Source organism: Pseudomonas sp. s4 (assembly GCF_046764235.1).
GTDB lineage: Bacteria > Pseudomonadota > Gammaproteobacteria > Pseudomonadales > Pseudomonadaceae > Aquipseudomonas > Aquipseudomonas asiatica.
Map to the genome: position 1 here is coordinate 4,406,109 of NZ_CP177209.1, position 15,498 is coordinate 4,421,606.

The window sequence follows — 15,498 nt, forward strand, 5'->3', positions numbered from 1 at the left end:
TCTTACGGGTCGGGGCTGTCGATGGTCAGGTGCTGGATGGCCTGGGTGGCGCTGGGCAATGGCGTGCCCTGGCCAATCCACTCGCCATGGGTTGGCTGGCCAGCGCGTGATACACGTGCAACGAGTTGGACTTCGGCAAAGTCCGACAGTTTCATCTGCGGCATCATGGCGTCAGCATCGGACAGTTCCACCTCGATCGGCAACTGCGCCACAGTCACCCGCTTGGCCGCCAGCGGCATGGGTGGGCCATTGCTGGCGCGGGCGAAGATGAATACCGTGTCGTCCGGCTTGACCTTGTCCTTCAACGCCGCAGCCAGTTCCACGCGCACCTTCAAGCGAGCCGCCACGGGCGCCGCAGCCTGCCCCGGCGAACCGCCCAGGCGCTCGGCAGCGCGGTCGATACCGCCCTGTAGCGCCGCACGCGAGGTATCACCTTCCGGCAGTTGCGCCAGCAGGCGCTTCCAGTAATCGATGGCTTCCTGGTAACGCTCGCCCTCGAAGGCAGCGATACCACGCAGGCCCAGGCTGGTCACTTCGTTGGGGTCGGCTTTCAGCGCCTCGTCAGTCAGCGCCTGCAGCTGCGGGCTCCATTTCTTGTCGGCAGCGAAGTACAGCGCCTGTGCCCATTGCCCGAGCAATTCGGGCTGGCGACCGGCCAGGGCCACGGCGCGCTCGAATGTACGCGCGGCATCGGCGGGGCGCTGCTCGGCCATGTAGGCTCGGCCCAGGAAGTACACGGCCTCGGCCGAATCCGGCTGGGCCTGCACCACCCGCTCCAGGCGGGCAGTCATTTCTTCCATCGATTTGGGCGCTTCGGCAAACTCCTGGGTCAGCTCAACCTTGTCGGCCGCGCCGAAATGCAGGTACAGCCCCAATGCCAGCAGCGGCACCAGCAGCGCCGCCAGCAACGGCAGGGCCTTGCCCAAGTGGCCCTGACGCGGGGCCTCGGCACCTTCGGTATCCGCCAGCAGCTCACGGGCGGCCTCGTCACGGCCTTTGGCCATTTGCGCCTCATCGAGCACGCCGGCGGCCTGCTGGGCAGCCAGTTCGGCGACGCGTTCCTGGTACAGGGCCACGTTCAGGGCGGTGCGGTCTTCTTCCTGCTGGCGGCCACGGCCACGCAGGATCGGGATCAGCAGGAAGCTGAGGGCAGCGAGCAGCAGCAGGCCCGCGCTAAGCCAGAATTCAATCATGGGTCTGTTCTTTTTCCAGCAATTTGGCGAGACGCTCGCGTTCTTCGGCGGACAACTCGTTGGCGCCCTGCACGGCCGCACTGCGGCGCCGGCGCACGATCAGCGCCAGCACCACGAAACCACCAGCCAGCAAAATCCCCGGGCCGAACCACAGCAGCCAGGTACGCCCGCTGAGCGCCGGCTTGTAGCGCACGAAGTCGCCATAGCGGTCGACCATGAAGTCGACGATCTGCTGGTTGCTCTTGCCCTCGCCGAGCATGCGGAAGATTTCCCGACGCAGGTCGGCGGCAATCGGCGCGTTGGAGTCGGCGATGTCCTGGTTCTGGCACTTGGGGCAGCGCAGCTCTTTGGTCAGCTGCTGGTAGCGCTCACGCTCGGCATCGTCGCGGAACTGGTAGGTGTCGATGGCCGCCTTGGCCACGCCTGCCAGGCTCAACCCCATGAAGAGCCCCAGCACGGCAGCTGCCAGCCCCCTCTTCATGGCCTGGCCTCGTCGACCAGGCCCTGGTACAGCGGCGCCAGCTGCTCACGCCAGACCGTGGCATCGACCACGCCCACGTGCTTGTAGCGGATGATGCCCTTGGCATCGATCAGGAAGGTTTCCGGCGCGCCATACACGCCCAGGTCCAGGCCCAGGCTGCCCTGCTCGTCACGAATGTCCAACTGGTACGGGTTGTGGAACTCGGCCAGCCACTTCAGGGCCGCCGCATTGTCGTCCTTGTAGTTGACGCCGTGGATCACCACGCCCTGCTGGGCCAGCTGGTTCAGGTACGGGTGCTCGACCTTGCACGACGGGCACCAGGTGGCCCACACGTTGACCAGTGCCGGGCGGCCACGCAAGTCGGCCTCGGTCAGGGTACGGTCGCCCTGGGTCGAGGCCAGGGAAAACGCCGGGAACGGCTTGCCGATCATTGCCGAGGGCAGCTCGTCGGGCTTGAGGAACAGCCCTTTGTAGAGGAACACCGCCACCAGCAGGAATACCGCCAGGGGGACTACCATGATCCAACGCTTCATGCAGCTGCTCCAGACACGCCCAGGGCATCACGCACCCGGGTCTTGACCTTGACGCGATAGCGCCGGTCGAGGGCCGCCAGCAACCCGCCCAGGCCGGTCAGCAGACCGCCCAGCCAGATCCAGCGGACGTAAGGCTTGATATGCACGCGTACTGCCCAGGCGCCGTTCTCCAGCGGCTCGCCGAGGGCGACGTACAGGTCGCGGGTAAAGCCGGCGTCGATGCCGGCTTCGGTCATCATCGACTGCTGCACGGTGTACAGGCGCTTCTCCGGGTGCAGGGTGGTCACTTCACGGCCATCGCGGCTGACCACCACGGTGCCCTTGTCGGAGATGAAGTTCGGCCCTTCGAAGTGCCGGGCCCCCTGGAACAGGAAGTGGTAACCGCCCAGCTCCACGCTCTCGCCCGGTGCCATGCGCAGGTCGCGTTCAGCGCTGTTGTTGCTCGACAGCACCACGCCCAGCGCGCACACCGCCAGGCCCAGGTGCGCCAGCTGCATGCCCCAGTAGCTGCGACCCAGGCCAGGCAGGCCCTTGAGCAGGCCTTTGTGACGGGTCTTGTCGAGAATGTCGCGCAGCCCGCCAAGCACCACCCAGGCGGCCAGGGCGAAGGCGGTCAGGGTCGGCCAGTCGAAGTCGTCGACGATAAAGCCTGCCACCGGCGCGAGGATGGCGCTGCCGAGCAGCACCGGGGTCATCATGCTGGCCAGCCATTTACCGGGGGTGTCTTTCCAGCGCACCACCACGCCCACGCCCAGCACCACCATCAGCAGTGCCATCAGCGGCAGGAACAAGGCGTCGAAATACGGTGGGCCGACCGACAGCTTGGCACCGGTCAACGCATCGAGCACCAGCGGGTAGAGGGTGCCGAGCAGAATCATCGAGGCCGCCACTACCAGCACCAGGTTGTTGGCCAGCAGCAGCGTCTCGCGCGACCACAGGGCAAAGCCGACCTGGCTCTTGACCACCGGTGCGCGCAGGGCGAACAGAGTGAGCGAACCACCGACCACGAACAGCAGGAAGATCAGGATGAAAATGCCCCGCGACGGGTCGGCGGCAAACGCATGCACCGAGGTCAGGACACCGGAGCGCACCAGGAAGGTACCCAGCAGGCTCAGCGAGAACGCGGCAATCGCCAGCAGCACGGTCCAGCTCTTGAATACCCCGCGCTTTTCGGTCACCGCCAGCGAGTGGATCAGCGCCGTACCCACCAGCCAAGGCATGAACGAGGCGTTTTCCACCGGGTCCCAGAACCACCAGCCACCCCAGCCAAGTTCATAGTAGGCCCACCACGAACCCAGGGTAATGCCGACACCGAGGAAGGCCCAGGCAACGATGGTCCAGGGCCGCGACCAGCGCGCCCAGGCGGCGTCCAGGCGGCCACCGAGCAAGGCGGCGATGGCGAAGGCGAAGGCCACCGAGAACCCGACGTAGCCCATGTACAGCATCGGCGGGTGGACGATCAGGCCAAAGTCCTGCAACAGCGGGTTGAGGTCGCGGCCATCGGTCGGCACCTGCGGCAGCAGGCGCTGGAAGGGGTTGGAAGTGATGATCAGGAAGCTCAGGAAGCCCACGCTGATCATGCCCATTACCGCAAGCACGCGGGCCAGCATCACCTGCGGCAACTGCCGCGAGAACACCGACACGGCGAAGGTCCAGCCGCCGAGGATCAGCGCCCACAGCAGCAGCGAACCTTCGTGCGCCCCCCACACGGCACTGAACTTGTAGTACCAGGGCAAGGCGCTGTTGGAGTTGCTGGCCACATAGGCGACCGAGAAGTTGTCGGTCATGAAGGCATGGGTCAGGCAGGCGAAGGCAAAGGCCAGAAAGGCGAACTGCCCCCAGGCAGCCGGTCGCGCCAGGCTCATCCACAGGCTGTCGCCACGCCAGGCGCCGAGCAGCGGCACGCTGGCCTGCACGGCAGCAAAGCAGATGGCCAGGATCATCGCCAGCTGGCCGAGTTCGGGGATCACCAGCGCCGCGTTCATGGCCTGGCCTCCCCGCCGGTGGCGGCCTGGCCGCTTTCCTTCAGGGCCTTGGTAACCTCGGGCGGCATGTACTTCTCGTCGTGCTTGGCCAGTACTTCATCGGCCACCACCACGCCATCGGCGTTGAGCTTGCCGAGGGCGACGATGCCCTGCCCTTCGCGGAACAGGTCGGGGAGGATGCCACGGTAGGTGATCGGCACCGACTTGTTGAAGTCGGTGACCACGAAGCGCACGTCCAGCGAATCGGACGAACGCTGTACCGAACCTTTCTCGACCATGCCGCCGGCGCGGATGCGGGTGTCCAGCGGCGCTTCGCCGTTGGCGATCTGGGTCGGTGTGTAGAACAGGTTGATGTTCTGCTGCAATGCGCTCAAGGCAAAGCCGACGGCAACCCCGACGCCGACCAGCAGGCCGACGATGAGCAACAGGCGTTTCTTGCGCTGCGGATTCACTGGTTGTTCTCCCGGCGCAAACGGCGCGCCTCATCTTGCAGGTAGCGACGGCGGGCCAGCACGGGCGTGGCGACATTCAGCGCCAGCACCGCCAGGCAGATGCCATAGGCCGTCCACACGTACAGGCCATGGTGGCCCATGGCGAGAAAGTCACCGAAGGTGGCAAAACTCATTGTGCGGCCCTCCGCCCCAGGCTGTTCAATACTTCATCCTTGACCCAACTGGCGCGCGCTTCGCGCTTGAGTACTTCAAGGCGCATGCGCAGCAACAGCACCGCGCCGAAGAAGCAGTAGAAGCCCAGCGCCGTGCACAGCAGCGGCAACCACATTTCTGCGGGCATCGCCGGCTTTTCGGTGAGGGTGAAGGTGGCGCCCTGGTGCAGGGTGTTCCACCACTCCACCGAGTACTTGATGATCGGGATGTTCACCACGCCGACGATCGCCAGTACCGCACAGGCCTTGGCTGCACTGTCACGATTACTGATTGCCTGGCCCAGCGCAATAATGCCGAAGTACAGGAACAACAGGATGAGCATGGACGTCAGCCGGGCATCCCAGACCCACCAGCTTCCCCAGGTGGGCTTGCCCCAGATGGCCCCGGTGACCAGCGCCACGGCGGTCATCCAGGCGCCAATGGGGGCGGCGCATTGCAAGGCGACGTCGGCCAGTTTCATCTTCCACACCAGCCCCACCACCCCGGCCACTGCCAGCAGCACGTAGCAGGACTGCGCCAGCATCGCCGCCGGTACGTGGATGTAGATGATGCGGAAGCTGTTGCCTTGCTGGTAGTCCTGGGGGGCGAAGGCCAGGCCCCAGGTGATGCCGACCAGCAGCAGGAGCACGGCAGCGCCGGCAAGCCACGGCAGCATGCGGCCGCTGATGGCATAGAACCATTTGGGGGAGCCCAGCTTGTGGAACCACGTCCAGCTTATTTTCATCAGGGTACATCCAGGGTATTGGCCGGGCTTGAAAGCCCGGGACTCGTTATTCGCCGACGCTGATCTTCAGGCCGGCCGCTATCGCAAAGGGTGCCAGGGTCACGGCCAGGGCCGTCAGGCTGGCGAGCCAGAGCAGGTGGCCGGTTGCCGGCATATTCTGCAACGCCGCTTGCAACGCACCACTGCCCAGGATCAATACAGGGATATACAACGGCAGAATCAGCAATGCCAGCAGCAAACCGCCGCGTTTCAGACCGACTGTCAGCGCCGCGCCCACCGCGCCCAAAAGGCTCAGCACCGGCGTACCCAGCAGCAGCGAGCCGAGCAGCACCGGCAGGCAATGGCTAGGCAGCCCCAGCATCAGCGCCAGCAGCGGCGCCAACAATACCAGCGCCAGCCCGGAAAAGATCCAGTGTGCCAGCACCTTGGCCAGCACCAGCAGCGCCAACGGGTGCGGCGACAGCACCCACTGTTCCAGCGAGCCGTCCTCGAAATCGCTGCGGAACAGGCCGTCCAGCGACAACAGCACCGCCAGCAGTGCCGCCACCCAGACCAAGCCTGGCGACAAGGTTTGCAACAATTGGCTTTCCGGGCCGACTGCCAGCGGGAACAGCGCAACCACGATGGCGAAGAATACCAACGGGTTGGCCAGCTCGGCCGGGCGGCGGAACAGCAGGCGCGCTTCGCGGCGCAACAACAGGATGAATACGCTCATGCCGCCCATTGCCCCAGGTTCAGTTCACGGTAACCGGAGGGCTTGCGTTCCAGCGTGTGGTGGGTGGTCAGCACTACCGTGCCGCCCTGCTCGCAGTGGGCCGCCAGGTGCGCCTCGAGCTGCGCCACGCCCTGCTTGTCGAGGGCGGTGAAGGGTTCGTCGAGGATCCACAGCGGCGGGCTGGCCAGGTACAGCCGGGCCAGGGCCACGCGGCGCTGCTGGCCGGCAGACAGGGTGTGGCAGGGCACGTCTTCGAAACCACGCAGGCCGACGGCCGCCAGTGCCGCCCAGATCGCCTCGCGGCTGGCCGGCTGGTGCAGGGCGCACAGCCAGGTGAGGTTCTCCTCGGCGGTGAGCAGGTCCTTGATGCCCGCTGCATGGCCGATCCACAACAGGATGCTGGCCAGGGCGTGGCGCTGCTCGGCCAGTGGCTTGCCACCCAGCAGGATCTGCCCGGCCGTCGGCTGCATCAGGCCGGCCAGCAAGCGCAGCAGGCTGGTCTTGCCGCTGCCGTTGGGGCCGCTGATCTGCAACATGTCGCCGGGCCGCAGCTCGAAAGCGAGGTGCTCGAACAGCAGGCGCCAGTCGCGCTCGCAGGCCAGGCCCGCGGCTTGGAGGTGAAGGGTCACGGTTTCGCCTTATCTTTGTAGGGCTCCGGAGCGGTGTCGCCTGCTTCGCGGGCACGCCCGCTCCCACAAGGTTTCACGCAAGGCTTGAAAGCTGCGCAACCCCTTGTAGGAGCGGGTTCACCCGCGAAGCAGGCGACACGGCCCTGGAGCCCTGTATCTCAAGTCGCCCCCCTCGCTGCCGTTATACTGGCAACGACGGACGGCCGGCATTATTACACGCGCCGCCACGCTGCCAAGAGGGCGGGTTCGACAGGTTGTATACAATCATGACTGAAATCAATAGTCTCGGCGCACAAACCGCAATCAGCCCCCAGGCCATCAAGGCGGGCATGACCGGCGAACTGCTGCGCCTGACACAACCGCAACCCGGCTTGATGGCCCCCGGCGAGACCGCCCAGGCCGAAGTCATGTCGTTGCGCCAGGTGGGCCAGGATTTTCAGCTGGTGCTGCGGCTGATGCAGGCCAACGGCACCCAGACCCAGCTGCAAGCCAGCGCCAGCGAGCCCCTGCCCCAGGGCAGCCAGGTCACGGTCAGCCAGACCGAAAGCAACCGCCTGGCGATCATGTTGCAGCAGGCCAGCGCCAGCCAGGTCGCCACCCTCACCCGCCTGGACACCAGCAAAGTGTCGGTCGGCACCCTGCTGCAGGGCAAGGTCCTGACCAACCAGGCGCTGGCCCAGGCGCCCGGCCAGCCAGCCGTCTACCGGGCGCTGGTCAGCCTGCTCAACAGCGCCCAGGCCGGCGCTACCCTGAGCGTGGACAGCCCGCGCCCGCTGGCCGTTGGCAGCCTGCTCAGCGCGCTGGTGCAAGGCGACCAGTCGCTGCGTTTCGTACCGCTCAGCGGCCGCCAGGACCAGCTCAGCATTGCCCAGCAGCTGCTGACCCAACAAAACCGCCAGGCTTCGCTGCCCGGCCTGCTCAATGCCCTGCAACAGGTGGCCCGCGCCCCGGGCGCCGATGGCGAATTGCGAGCCAGCGCCGAACGCCTGCTGGCGAGCCTGCCAGAAGCCCGGCAACTGGGTGATGCCAAGGCAGTGGCGCAGGCCCTGAACAACAGCGGTGCCTTTCTCGAAGCCAAACTGCTGGGCGGTTTCCCGGCCAGCGTCGCCACCGACCTCAAGGCCCACTTGCTGCGGCTGATCACCATCACGCCGGCAAGCGTACCCGGGGCGCCCAACCTGGCGCCCGCCAGCCTGGCCGTTACCATGCCGGTCCTGGCCCGCAGCGCGCTGGGCATGCTCGAACGGGTCAGCCCCAAGCCGCAGCCGGGCGCATTCCCGCTGCCGTCGCGCCTGCTCAAGGCCATGGAGGACGAAGGCGACCTGCAACAATTGCTACGCCTGGCCGCCGCTGCCGTATCGCGCCTGCAAAGCCATGCCATGAGCAGCCTGCAACAAACCGGTACCCTGGAAAACGGCAACCTGCAGACCACCTGGCAAACCGAAGTGCCGATCCGTCACGGCCAGGAGTTCATCCCGTTGCAGGTCAAGCTGCAGCGCGAGGAAACGCCACAACAGCAGGCCGACCGCCAGCAGGAGTCAGCCGACCCGCTGCAAGCCCTGTGGCGTATCGAGCTGGCTTTCGACCTCTCGCCCCTTGGCCCGGTGCAGGTCCAGGCACAACTGAGCCAAGGCCGCCTGGGTGGCCAGCTTTGGGCGGAACGCGAGGCGACAGCCCGGCTGATCGACAGCCAGCTCGGCAGCTTGCGCGAACGCCTGTTGGCGCGGGGCCTGGATGTGGGTGATCTGGAATGCCATCCTGGTATCCCACCACAAGGCCCGCGTACGCGGGTAGAACAACGTTGGGTGGATGAGAACGCATGACGCACCAACCTGCACGCCAGGCGATTGCCCTGTTCTACGACGGGCAGCAAGCTCCGACCCTCACCGCCAAGGGTGACGATGCGCTGGCCGAGGCCATCCTGGCATTGGCCCGGGAACACGAGGTGCCGATCTACGAAAATGCCGAGCTGGTGCGTCTGCTGGCGCGCCTGGAGCTGGGGGACCAGATACCGGAGGCGCTGTATCTGACCATCGCCGAAATCATCGCCTTTGCCTGGCACCTGCGGGGCAAGGTGCCCGCGGGCTTCGATGACGAACCTGCCGCCCCAGGGCCTGTGCCACCGCTCCTGGGAAGGCTGCTGCCAGAAGGCGAAGGCACCTGACCACCTGGTATTCATGCAAATTGCCTTTTTGCGCCATATTGGTAACGTGCCGCTCAAGGTCAGGCGCTTGGCGATGTAAGGAATACTGTAATGCGTACCATCTGGTTCTTGCTGCTTCCGGGCACCCACATCCTTGATCTCGGCGGCCCGTTACAAATCATGGCGAGCCTTGAAGAACTCCAGCTGGCTCCGGTCAACGTACGTTGCATAGCCGCCAGACAACAAGTCAGCAGTTTTCAGGGCGTGACACTGAGTGGCCTGCACCAGTTGCCTGACCGGCTGGCACCGCAGGACTTGCTGTTCGTGGTGGGCAACAAGCTCTCTGCGACACCCGCCGATACCGCGATATTGACCGCCACAGCCCGGTGGCTGGCGCAGGTGGTCAGGCAAACGCCGGATATACAACTGTGCTCCATATGCACCGGTGCGTTTCTGCTGGGCGAAGCTGGCTTGCTGGATGGCCGGCAATGCACCACGCACCATCGTTACGTCGACTTGCTGCGAACGCGCTACCCAGCAGCCAAGGTGCTGGAGAACCGCCTGTTCGTCGAGGATGATGGCGTGTTCACCTCGGCAGGCGTGTCCAGCGGAACCGACCTGGCGCTGCACATCGTCAGCCTGCAATTTGGCAAGGTAGTAGCCAACCAGGTGGCGCAGGAACTGGTCATCTACCGTCGCCGCGCCGGCGAAGATGTGCAACTGCGCGCGGCAGACCTGGCGCGCAACCACATCCACCCGTTGGTGCATGCAGCCCAGGACTACATGGATGCACACCTGGGTACCAACTTCAGCTTCGAACAACTGGCCAGCCAGTTCAATGTGAGCTACCGGCACCTGGCGCGGCTGTTCCGCGATAATACCGGCCAAACGCTGCAGAACTACCTGCGCGCCCAACGCATCGACCTGGCCCGTGAGCTTTTGCGCGGCAGCCATCTCAACGTGGAACAGATCGCCGAGCGTTGCGGCTACGGCAGCAGCCATGCCTTTCGCCTGGCATGGCGCCAGGAAATGCCGCAGCCGCCACTGCAGTTTCGCCATGCTCTGGCTAACGAGGGCGCCTAGATCTTTGTGCTGCTACCGCTCGCTTATCGCAGTCGGGGCGAAGCTTTCGGTGAAGAACTCCACCACGGCCCGGCGCGAAGCGTCGCGCGCTGCCGGGTCAGGTGCCGAACGCCCCACGCCTCCCTGGCCACGGTGCAGGAACGGGTCCTGATACTCCTGTGCAGCCTCCAACCCATTGAAGCCGTGCTCTGCGCCGGGGTACACCAGCACCTGCGCCCGCGCCTGGTCTTCGCTGGGCAGGTTTGAAATCAACGACGAACAGGCACGCGGGTCATCGTCGTACTGGTCGTTTTCGCCCACCAGCACCAGCAAGCGCGCCGGGGCCAGATGCTTGAAGGTATAACCTGGCACACGGTTGTAACCCCAACACACGGGGTAGAACGCGGCCATCGAGATGGGACGAACACCTGAGGCTTTCTCCAGTTCGTCATTGATGGGAGCAGAGGCGGCGAGCATGGCCTGTACGCCACCCCAGGAAAACCCGAGCACGCCCACGCGTTTGTCATCGACACCGGGTTGCTTGGCCAGGTAAGCCAGGGCGCCTGCCAGGTCCGGCAGGGTATCGTGCACACGTGGTGGCCGCCCTTGTGCACCGCCCGCAAGCCTGCGCGCGCCCCACATATCCAACTCCAGCGTAGCGATGCCGCGGGCATTGAGGTCGCCGCCATGCAACGGGCCGCGCGAATCCATGCCCGCCGAGCCATGCAGGATGATCACCGCCGGTACCGGGCCCGCACCGTTGGCCGGCAGCGACAATACAGCCGGAACCCGAATTGGTATCGCCTTGCCGGCGGATGGCAGGGGCTGACTATAGAAAGAAACCAATCGTTTGCTGACAGTGGCAACGGTGCCGCTATCGGTGGCGGCGACCTCAGCCCGGGCCGTTGCGAACGGAAGCGCACAGCCCAGCACCAAGCTGATGGCCATTACTTTGAACATCTGGTTACCCCTGAACGTCATGAGCGGGTGTTGAACCGGCACCCGTTATCGAAAATTGGCGGCGCCTGGCATCAGCCGCACATCGTCATTACTGCCAGGCCATCGACATGCCATTGGGTGAATGCCAACGGGTCGAGCATCGCCATGCCTGTCATCACGCAACTCGCCAGGACAAAAGCCACGGCATAAAAACGCACTTCCTTCGCGCAGGCCGTGCCATATACCGCGATCAATGCAAGGATCTGCACCCCCACGGCGAACACGCCGATGCCGAATCCTGAAGCGAGCAGTTCAGCCATTGAACACCGCGTTCCAGGGACGGCCGGCCGTCGCTGCCATGGACCTTTGCGAGGACACGGCCCGGAAGGCCTGTTGCAGGTCGGCCTTGATATCGTCAACACGCTCCAGGCCGACACACAACCTGATCAAACCATCCGTGATACCCGCCTGTTGGCGTGCCTGTGCGTCCAACCGCCCGTGTGTGGTTGTGGCCGGATGCGTGACCATGCTGCGGGTGTCGCCGATGTTGGTACAGCGCGCCACACAACGCAGTTCGTCAATCCATTGCCAGGCTGCGGCCTGGCCCCCGACGATCTCGAAAGCCAATAGCCCGCCATGGCCGTCCTGCTGGCGGCATGCCAATGCATGCTGGGGGTGGTGTTCAAGGCCGGTGTAATGGACTTCAGTCACCAGGTCCTGATCCATAAGCCAGCGTGCCAGCTCAAAGGCGCTCTCCTGCGCCCGCATCATTCTGACTTCGAGGGTTTCCAGGCTTTTGAGCAGCAGCCAGGCGTTGAACGGGCTGCAAGAAATGCCCAAGGTACGCAGAACACCCCGCAACACCTGCAGGAGGCTTTGCGAACCGGTCACGACGCCCGCCAATGCACGCCCCTGGCCATCCATGTACTTGCCAGCGGAGTGGATGACCAGGTCCGCTCCCAGTGTGTGTGGCCGCTGAAAAACAGGGGTCAGCAAGGTGTTGTCCACCACCAGCAATGCCCCTTTTTCATGTGCCAGCATGCTTATGGCGCGGATATCACCGATTTTCAGCAGCGGGTTGGATGGCGACTCCAACACCACCAGGCGGGTCCTGCCGTCAATTGCTGACTTCCACTGCGCCAGGTCTGTCAAATCGACGAATCGGGCCTCGATCCCGAAGCGGGCCATGTAGTAGCTGAAGGCATTGACCGTAGTGCCGAACACGTCCCGGCTGCAGACGATGTTGTCGCCTTGCTGGAGAAAGGCGTGACAAAGCGCGGTGAAAGCGCCCATACCAGAAGCGAACGCCACTGCGCTTTCAGCGCGTTCGAGCGCTGCCACACGGCTTTCAAACGCTTGGACGGTCGGGTTGGTGAACCGGCTGTATACATTGCCTTGCTGCTGGCCGCTGAAGCGCTCGCATGCCTCTTTGGCTGAAGCGAAGGTATAGGCGGACGTCATGGCCAACGGCTCACAGAACACATCGGACAGGTCGCTGGCCCGGTGAGCATGCAACGCCCTGGTTGCATTGAAATCAGTTGCGTTGAAATCATCCAGGCCAATCACGGTCGATTGCATGGTTATGCGCCTCCTTGTTTGCATTGAACAATGCGCAATTGATCGGTGGACTATTCAGGTTCGGCGAGTTGAGTGGCCAGGGTTTCGCTTGAAGGGCGAACCGCTACCAGCCACAAGGACGCCAGGGCAGCCACCGCCGTGGCCGTGGCCAGGCCGGCCAAGGTCAGCTGGTAGCTTTGATGCCGGTCGAAATCCAGTGCGCCCAGCTGCGTGGCTACCAAAGCGCCAAGTTGGTGTACCAGGAACAGCATCCCAAACACCTTGCCTTTGATTTCGGCGCCATACAGCGCGAAGCAGAAGGCAGACGTGAGCACCACCGTTCCGAGGTAACTGGCGCCAAACAGCACAGCGAACACGTACGTTCCGAGGGGCCCGGGCGTGGTCAGCAGCACGATGACCGCAGCGGTTCGCAGCAGGTAGAACATCATCAGCAGCAGGCCCTTGTTGTAGCGGGTGGCCAACCAACCCGCCAGCAGGCCGCTGACCAGTTCCAGCACACCCAGCAGGCTCAGGCCGCTGGCCTGCACCGAACTGGGCAGCGCCTCACCCTGCCAGAACGACACCAGATGAACATCGATGAACGCCATGGTGGCACCACAACTGGCGAAACTGAGCGCCAGCACGAAGAAGCGCGGGTCACGCAGCAGAAACATCACCGGATGCCTGACCTTTGCCGCCTGCGGGTCGGGCTTCAGCGGCACGGTGCGGGATACCCAATACAGCGCCAGGCTCAAAGGCACCAGGAAGATCAGGCCAACCCAAGAGAACACCGACTGCCAGGGCACGCTCTGCTGCAGCATGATCCACAACGGCGACAGCACGATGAAGCCGATGGACGTGCCGTTGGTGACGAATGCGAAAGCGAAGGCCTTGAACCGTTCGGCGACCAGGCGATCGACCAGAATACCCATGGGTACATAGGTCATCGCCGCAAGGGCAAAGGCTCCAAGCAGGCCATACACCAGGGTGAACACCAGCAGGTGCGTGCCGGCGAAGGTCACGCCCAGCAGCACCACCCCGCCGCTGAGACTGCCAAGGGCCACCGTGCTCAAGGGGCCAACCCGGTCGCTCAGCCACCCCACCACGGGCGACACCAGGCCAATGGTCAGGACGAACAGCGATCCTGCGGTGGCCAAGGCTGCGCGCCCCTCGCCAAAGTGCGAGGCCAGGTCGACGAAGTAGACTTGGTACAACCCTTTCAATGCGCTGGACAGAAACATCACCACGAAGCCGACTACCAGCACCGAGACGATCAAGGTAGAGCTGAATTTCTGTTTCATGGCCAATCCTTATCGTGTGGGCATTACACCGCCTCGGCTTGCGGAGCTCGGCAATAGGCTTGGTACATGTTTTCGTACATTGCGTAGAACAGCCGGCAGGTGTGGTCTACCGCCTGCAACGCCTCTTCCTGCATCTGCGCGGTGGTGCACAACTGCGAGACAAGGTCCAAGCCTTCATTGACGTGGCCCACGTCTTCCTTCTGGTGCACCGAGAAGAACAGCAGGTCCTGTTCGGTCAGGCCATAGGCTCGCCCCAGCAACACGTGCCGTGCATCTCCAGCGACGGTCTCGAGGTTCTGCCCCTCGCTGGCGATCATCACTGCTGCTGCACCAATGTGATAACGCGCCGGGTCCCGTACCGCCTGCAGGCGGAAATCGATCAACTCCCGGGTGGCTGGCAGCGGTTGCTCGGCATCACGCTCGGCATCGGTGATACCGAGCGCCCGCAGGAAGTTCTGCATGAGCACGACATGGTTATCGGTGCGCGAAAGCCGGCCGGTTTCTTCTTCGAAGCAATTGGTGATCAATGCCCGCTTGTGGGCGGGCAGCGGGCAATGAAAGAACAAGTGCTCGACATAAGTCAGGAAATACTTGGTGAGCTGGTAGCCTTGCAGCGCGACCTTGCGCAGCAGCAGCCGGTTGCCCTCAGGCGCAAGCAATTCCTCGAATATCGGGTGGGACAAGGTCAGATGGTGGTGCAGCTTCTGCTCCAACTGATCGCGAAAATCTGCAGTAGATAAGGCCATTGGGGCGTTCCTTGGGTGAATGAGCAGTTGCCGTTGACGGGGATGACCGCAGGCGGGGTCAATGAAGGGCAATTCAGTGCAGGTTGAGTCGCAGCGCAAGGCTTTCCACGGTCTGGGCCATGTAATGGCCGCGATGCTTCACGCCATCGACCCGCGCGTAGTCGTCAAGCACGCCGTAGGTCTGAAACCCGAAGGATAGCCATAACCGGTGTGCACGAGTGCCCTCGCGCACATCCAGGGTCAACAGCTCGATACCTTGGGCCTGGCACAAGCGCACGACTTCGCAGAAAGCCCGTGCCACCAGGCCGGACCCGCGATAGGCCGGATGCACCACGCCCTTGCTAAGGTCGGCAATATGCCGGCAGTTCGGCATGCTGCTGCGCGAAAGGATGACCAGGCATGCCGGCCCTGCCATTGCCTGGCCGAGCAGGACGTGGGTATCGCCGCCACGGATGCGCTCTTGCAGCGAGGCCGTGAATTCGACGCTCTGCCCGGCAGACATCTCGTGCTCGTAACCCAGAACACCGCCATCGCCAACCGTGCTGTTGATGAGTTGCATGATGGCTGGCGCGGTATGGCTGTCAGCCTGGCGCAACCACTGCAACTGTGGTTCGCCGGGGGCCAACTGCTTTGAAGAGAGGGTGTTCATTGCGTAAATCCCTTGTGCGTACAGGCAGGGATTTAAACGTTTAAGTAAGACCCCGGGTAAGAAGGGAACCGGACAGGAAACGGAAGGATAGTGACATACATGCAAAATGCCATCAGCGACCGAGGCCAGGTGCGATGAGACCGGTCAGGTCCTGTACCGAAATATCTACCACCGTT

18 protein-coding genes are annotated in these 15,498 nt (G+C 64.0%); 3 read left to right on the forward strand and 15 right to left on the reverse strand.

All coding sequences use genetic code 11. The annotated features are described in order from the left end of the window. Positions 1–2: 2 nt before the first annotated feature. Genes ccmI through ccmA form a run of 9 tightly spaced genes read right to left on the reverse strand, consistent with a single transcriptional unit; the run spans position 3 to position 6,925 of the window. Positions 3–1,193 (reverse strand): c-type cytochrome biogenesis protein CcmI, encoded by a 1,191-nt coding sequence (gene ccmI / locus ACK56M_RS20430; RefSeq protein WP_015271184.1) that lies wholly within the window; start codon positions 1,191–1,193, stop codon positions 3–5. Continuing rightward, the gene (locus ACK56M_RS20435; protein ID WP_003257333.1) at positions 1,186–1,674 is read right to left on the reverse strand and encodes a cytochrome c-type biogenesis protein; all 489 of its coding nucleotides are present in this window, start codon (positions 1,672–1,674) and stop codon (positions 1,186–1,188) included. The genes ccmI and ACK56M_RS20435 overlap by 8 nt, the downstream gene beginning before the upstream one ends. Next, the gene (locus ACK56M_RS20440; RefSeq protein WP_015271185.1) at positions 1,671–2,207 is read right to left on the reverse strand and encodes a DsbE family thiol:disulfide interchange protein; all 537 of its coding nucleotides are present in this window, start codon (positions 2,205–2,207) and stop codon (positions 1,671–1,673) included. The genes ACK56M_RS20435 and ACK56M_RS20440 overlap by 4 nt, the downstream gene beginning before the upstream one ends. Then, positions 2,204–4,177: a heme lyase CcmF/NrfE family subunit gene (locus ACK56M_RS20445; RefSeq protein ID WP_015271186.1), complete on the reverse strand. Its 1,974-nt coding sequence runs from the start codon at positions 4,175–4,177 to the stop codon at positions 2,204–2,206. Before ACK56M_RS20445 ends, ACK56M_RS20440 begins: the two co-directional genes overlap by 4 nt. A gap of 11 nt (positions 4,178–4,188) precedes the next feature. Continuing rightward, the gene (gene ccmE, locus ACK56M_RS20450) at positions 4,189–4,644 is read right to left on the reverse strand and encodes a cytochrome c maturation protein CcmE (protein WP_015271187.1); all 456 of its coding nucleotides are present in this window, start codon (positions 4,642–4,644) and stop codon (positions 4,189–4,191) included. Further along, the gene (gene ccmD / locus ACK56M_RS20455) at positions 4,641–4,817 is read right to left on the reverse strand and encodes a heme exporter protein CcmD (RefSeq protein ID WP_003257324.1); all 177 of its coding nucleotides are present in this window, start codon (positions 4,815–4,817) and stop codon (positions 4,641–4,643) included. Before ccmD ends, ccmE begins: the two co-directional genes overlap by 4 nt. Further along, positions 4,814–5,581, reverse strand: coding sequence for a heme ABC transporter permease (locus tag ACK56M_RS20460; RefSeq protein ID WP_012273476.1), 768 nt, complete (start codon positions 5,579–5,581; stop codon positions 4,814–4,816). Before ACK56M_RS20460 ends, ccmD begins: the two co-directional genes overlap by 4 nt. Before the next feature lie 46 nt (positions 5,582–5,627). Continuing rightward, a complete protein-coding gene (gene ccmB, locus ACK56M_RS20465; RefSeq protein WP_013973563.1) occupies positions 5,628–6,305 on the reverse strand; it encodes a heme exporter protein CcmB in 678 nt (225 codons plus the stop codon). Beyond that, the gene (gene ccmA / locus ACK56M_RS20470; protein WP_013973564.1) at positions 6,293–6,925 is read right to left on the reverse strand and encodes a cytochrome c biogenesis heme-transporting ATPase CcmA; all 633 of its coding nucleotides are present in this window, start codon (positions 6,923–6,925) and stop codon (positions 6,293–6,295) included. Before ccmA ends, ccmB begins: the two co-directional genes overlap by 13 nt. Before the next feature lie 266 nt (positions 6,926–7,191). On the opposite strand from ccmA, the gene ACK56M_RS20475 reads away from it, so the two are divergent. The 3 genes from ACK56M_RS20475 to ACK56M_RS20485 all read left to right on the forward strand — a co-directional run bounded on the left by ACK56M_RS20475 (position 7,192) and on the right by ACK56M_RS20485 (position 10,151). Next, positions 7,192–8,748: a flagellar hook-length control protein FliK gene (locus ACK56M_RS20475; protein ID WP_100412952.1), complete on the forward strand. Its 1,557-nt coding sequence runs from the start codon at positions 7,192–7,194 to the stop codon at positions 8,746–8,748. After that, positions 8,745–9,089, forward strand: coding sequence for an EscU/YscU/HrcU family type III secretion system export apparatus switch protein (locus ACK56M_RS20480; RefSeq protein ID WP_015271189.1), 345 nt, complete (start codon positions 8,745–8,747; stop codon positions 9,087–9,089). The genes ACK56M_RS20475 and ACK56M_RS20480 overlap by 4 nt, the downstream gene beginning before the upstream one ends. Positions 9,090–9,179: 90 nt before the next feature. Beyond that, a complete protein-coding gene (locus ACK56M_RS20485; RefSeq protein ID WP_015271190.1) occupies positions 9,180–10,151 on the forward strand; it encodes a GlxA family transcriptional regulator in 972 nt (323 codons plus the stop codon). Between the two features lie 12 nt (positions 10,152–10,163). On the opposite strand, the gene ACK56M_RS20490 is transcribed toward ACK56M_RS20485, so the two are convergent. The 6 genes from ACK56M_RS20490 to ACK56M_RS20515 all read right to left on the reverse strand — a co-directional run bounded on the left by ACK56M_RS20490 (position 10,164) and on the right by ACK56M_RS20515 (position 15,322). Further along, positions 10,164–11,090, reverse strand: a complete 927-nt coding sequence (locus ACK56M_RS20490; RefSeq protein WP_015271191.1) for a dienelactone hydrolase family protein — start codon at positions 11,088–11,090, stop codon at positions 10,164–10,166. A 71-nt stretch (positions 11,091–11,161) separates the two neighbouring features. Continuing rightward, positions 11,162–11,389, reverse strand: a complete 228-nt coding sequence (locus ACK56M_RS20495) for a hypothetical protein (RefSeq protein ID WP_015271192.1) — start codon at positions 11,387–11,389, stop codon at positions 11,162–11,164. After that, a complete protein-coding gene (locus tag ACK56M_RS20500; protein ID WP_054573513.1) occupies positions 11,382–12,647 on the reverse strand; it encodes an aminotransferase class I/II-fold pyridoxal phosphate-dependent enzyme in 1,266 nt (421 codons plus the stop codon). Before ACK56M_RS20500 ends, ACK56M_RS20495 begins: the two co-directional genes overlap by 8 nt. 50 nt (positions 12,648–12,697) lie before the next feature. After that, entirely contained in the window at positions 12,698–13,927 is a 1,230-nt protein-coding gene (locus ACK56M_RS20505) for an MFS transporter (RefSeq protein WP_003257315.1), read from the reverse strand. Between the two features lie 23 nt (positions 13,928–13,950). After that, positions 13,951–14,673, reverse strand: coding sequence for a TenA family transcriptional regulator (locus ACK56M_RS20510; protein WP_015271195.1), 723 nt, complete (start codon positions 14,671–14,673; stop codon positions 13,951–13,953). A gap of 73 nt (positions 14,674–14,746) precedes the next feature. Further along, positions 14,747–15,322 carry a GNAT family N-acetyltransferase gene (locus ACK56M_RS20515; protein WP_411958961.1) on the reverse strand — a complete coding sequence of 192 codons (576 nt, stop codon included), beginning with the start codon at positions 15,320–15,322 and terminating at the stop codon, positions 14,747–14,749. Positions 15,323–15,498: the final 176 nt, after the last annotated feature.

Excerpts from the sequence above, each read along its gene's own strand:
- ccmI (WP_015271184.1), bottom strand. The coding sequence starts at position 1,193 with ATGATTGAATTCTGGCTTAGCGCGGGCCTGCTGCTGCTCGCTGCCCTC.
- ACK56M_RS20435 (WP_003257333.1), bottom strand. The coding sequence starts at position 1,674 with ATGAAGAGGGGGCTGGCAGCTGCCGTGCTGGGGCTCTTCATGGGGTTG.
- ACK56M_RS20440 (WP_015271185.1), bottom strand. The coding sequence starts at position 2,207 with ATGAAGCGTTGGATCATGGTAGTCCCCCTGGCGGTATTCCTGCTGGTG.
- ccmD (WP_003257324.1), bottom strand. The coding sequence starts at position 4,817 with ATGAGTTTTGCCACCTTCGGTGACTTTCTCGCCATGGGCCACCATGGC.
- ACK56M_RS20460 (WP_012273476.1), bottom strand. The coding sequence starts at position 5,581 with ATGAAAATAAGCTGGACGTGGTTCCACAAGCTGGGCTCCCCCAAATGG.
- ccmB (WP_013973563.1), bottom strand. The coding sequence starts at position 6,305 with ATGGGCGGCATGAGCGTATTCATCCTGTTGTTGCGCCGCGAAGCGCGC.
- ACK56M_RS20475 (WP_100412952.1), top strand. The coding sequence starts at position 7,192 with ATGACTGAAATCAATAGTCTCGGCGCACAAACCGCAATCAGCCCCCAG.
- ACK56M_RS20480 (WP_015271189.1), top strand. The coding sequence starts at position 8,745 with ATGACGCACCAACCTGCACGCCAGGCGATTGCCCTGTTCTACGACGGG.
- ACK56M_RS20485 (WP_015271190.1), top strand. The coding sequence starts at position 9,180 with ATGCGTACCATCTGGTTCTTGCTGCTTCCGGGCACCCACATCCTTGAT.
- ACK56M_RS20490 (WP_015271191.1), bottom strand. The coding sequence starts at position 11,090 with ATGTTCAAAGTAATGGCCATCAGCTTGGTGCTGGGCTGTGCGCTTCCG.
- ACK56M_RS20495 (WP_015271192.1), bottom strand. The coding sequence starts at position 11,389 with ATGGCTGAACTGCTCGCTTCAGGATTCGGCATCGGCGTGTTCGCCGTG.
- ACK56M_RS20500 (WP_054573513.1), bottom strand. The coding sequence starts at position 12,647 with ATGCAATCGACCGTGATTGGCCTGGATGATTTCAACGCAACTGATTTC.
- ACK56M_RS20505 (WP_003257315.1), bottom strand. The coding sequence starts at position 13,927 with ATGAAACAGAAATTCAGCTCTACCTTGATCGTCTCGGTGCTGGTAGTC.
- ACK56M_RS20510 (WP_015271195.1), bottom strand. The coding sequence starts at position 14,673 with ATGGCCTTATCTACTGCAGATTTTCGCGATCAGTTGGAGCAGAAGCTG.
- ACK56M_RS20515 (WP_411958961.1), bottom strand. The coding sequence starts at position 15,322 with ATGAACACCCTCTCTTCAAAGCAGTTGGCCCCCGGCGAACCACAGTTG.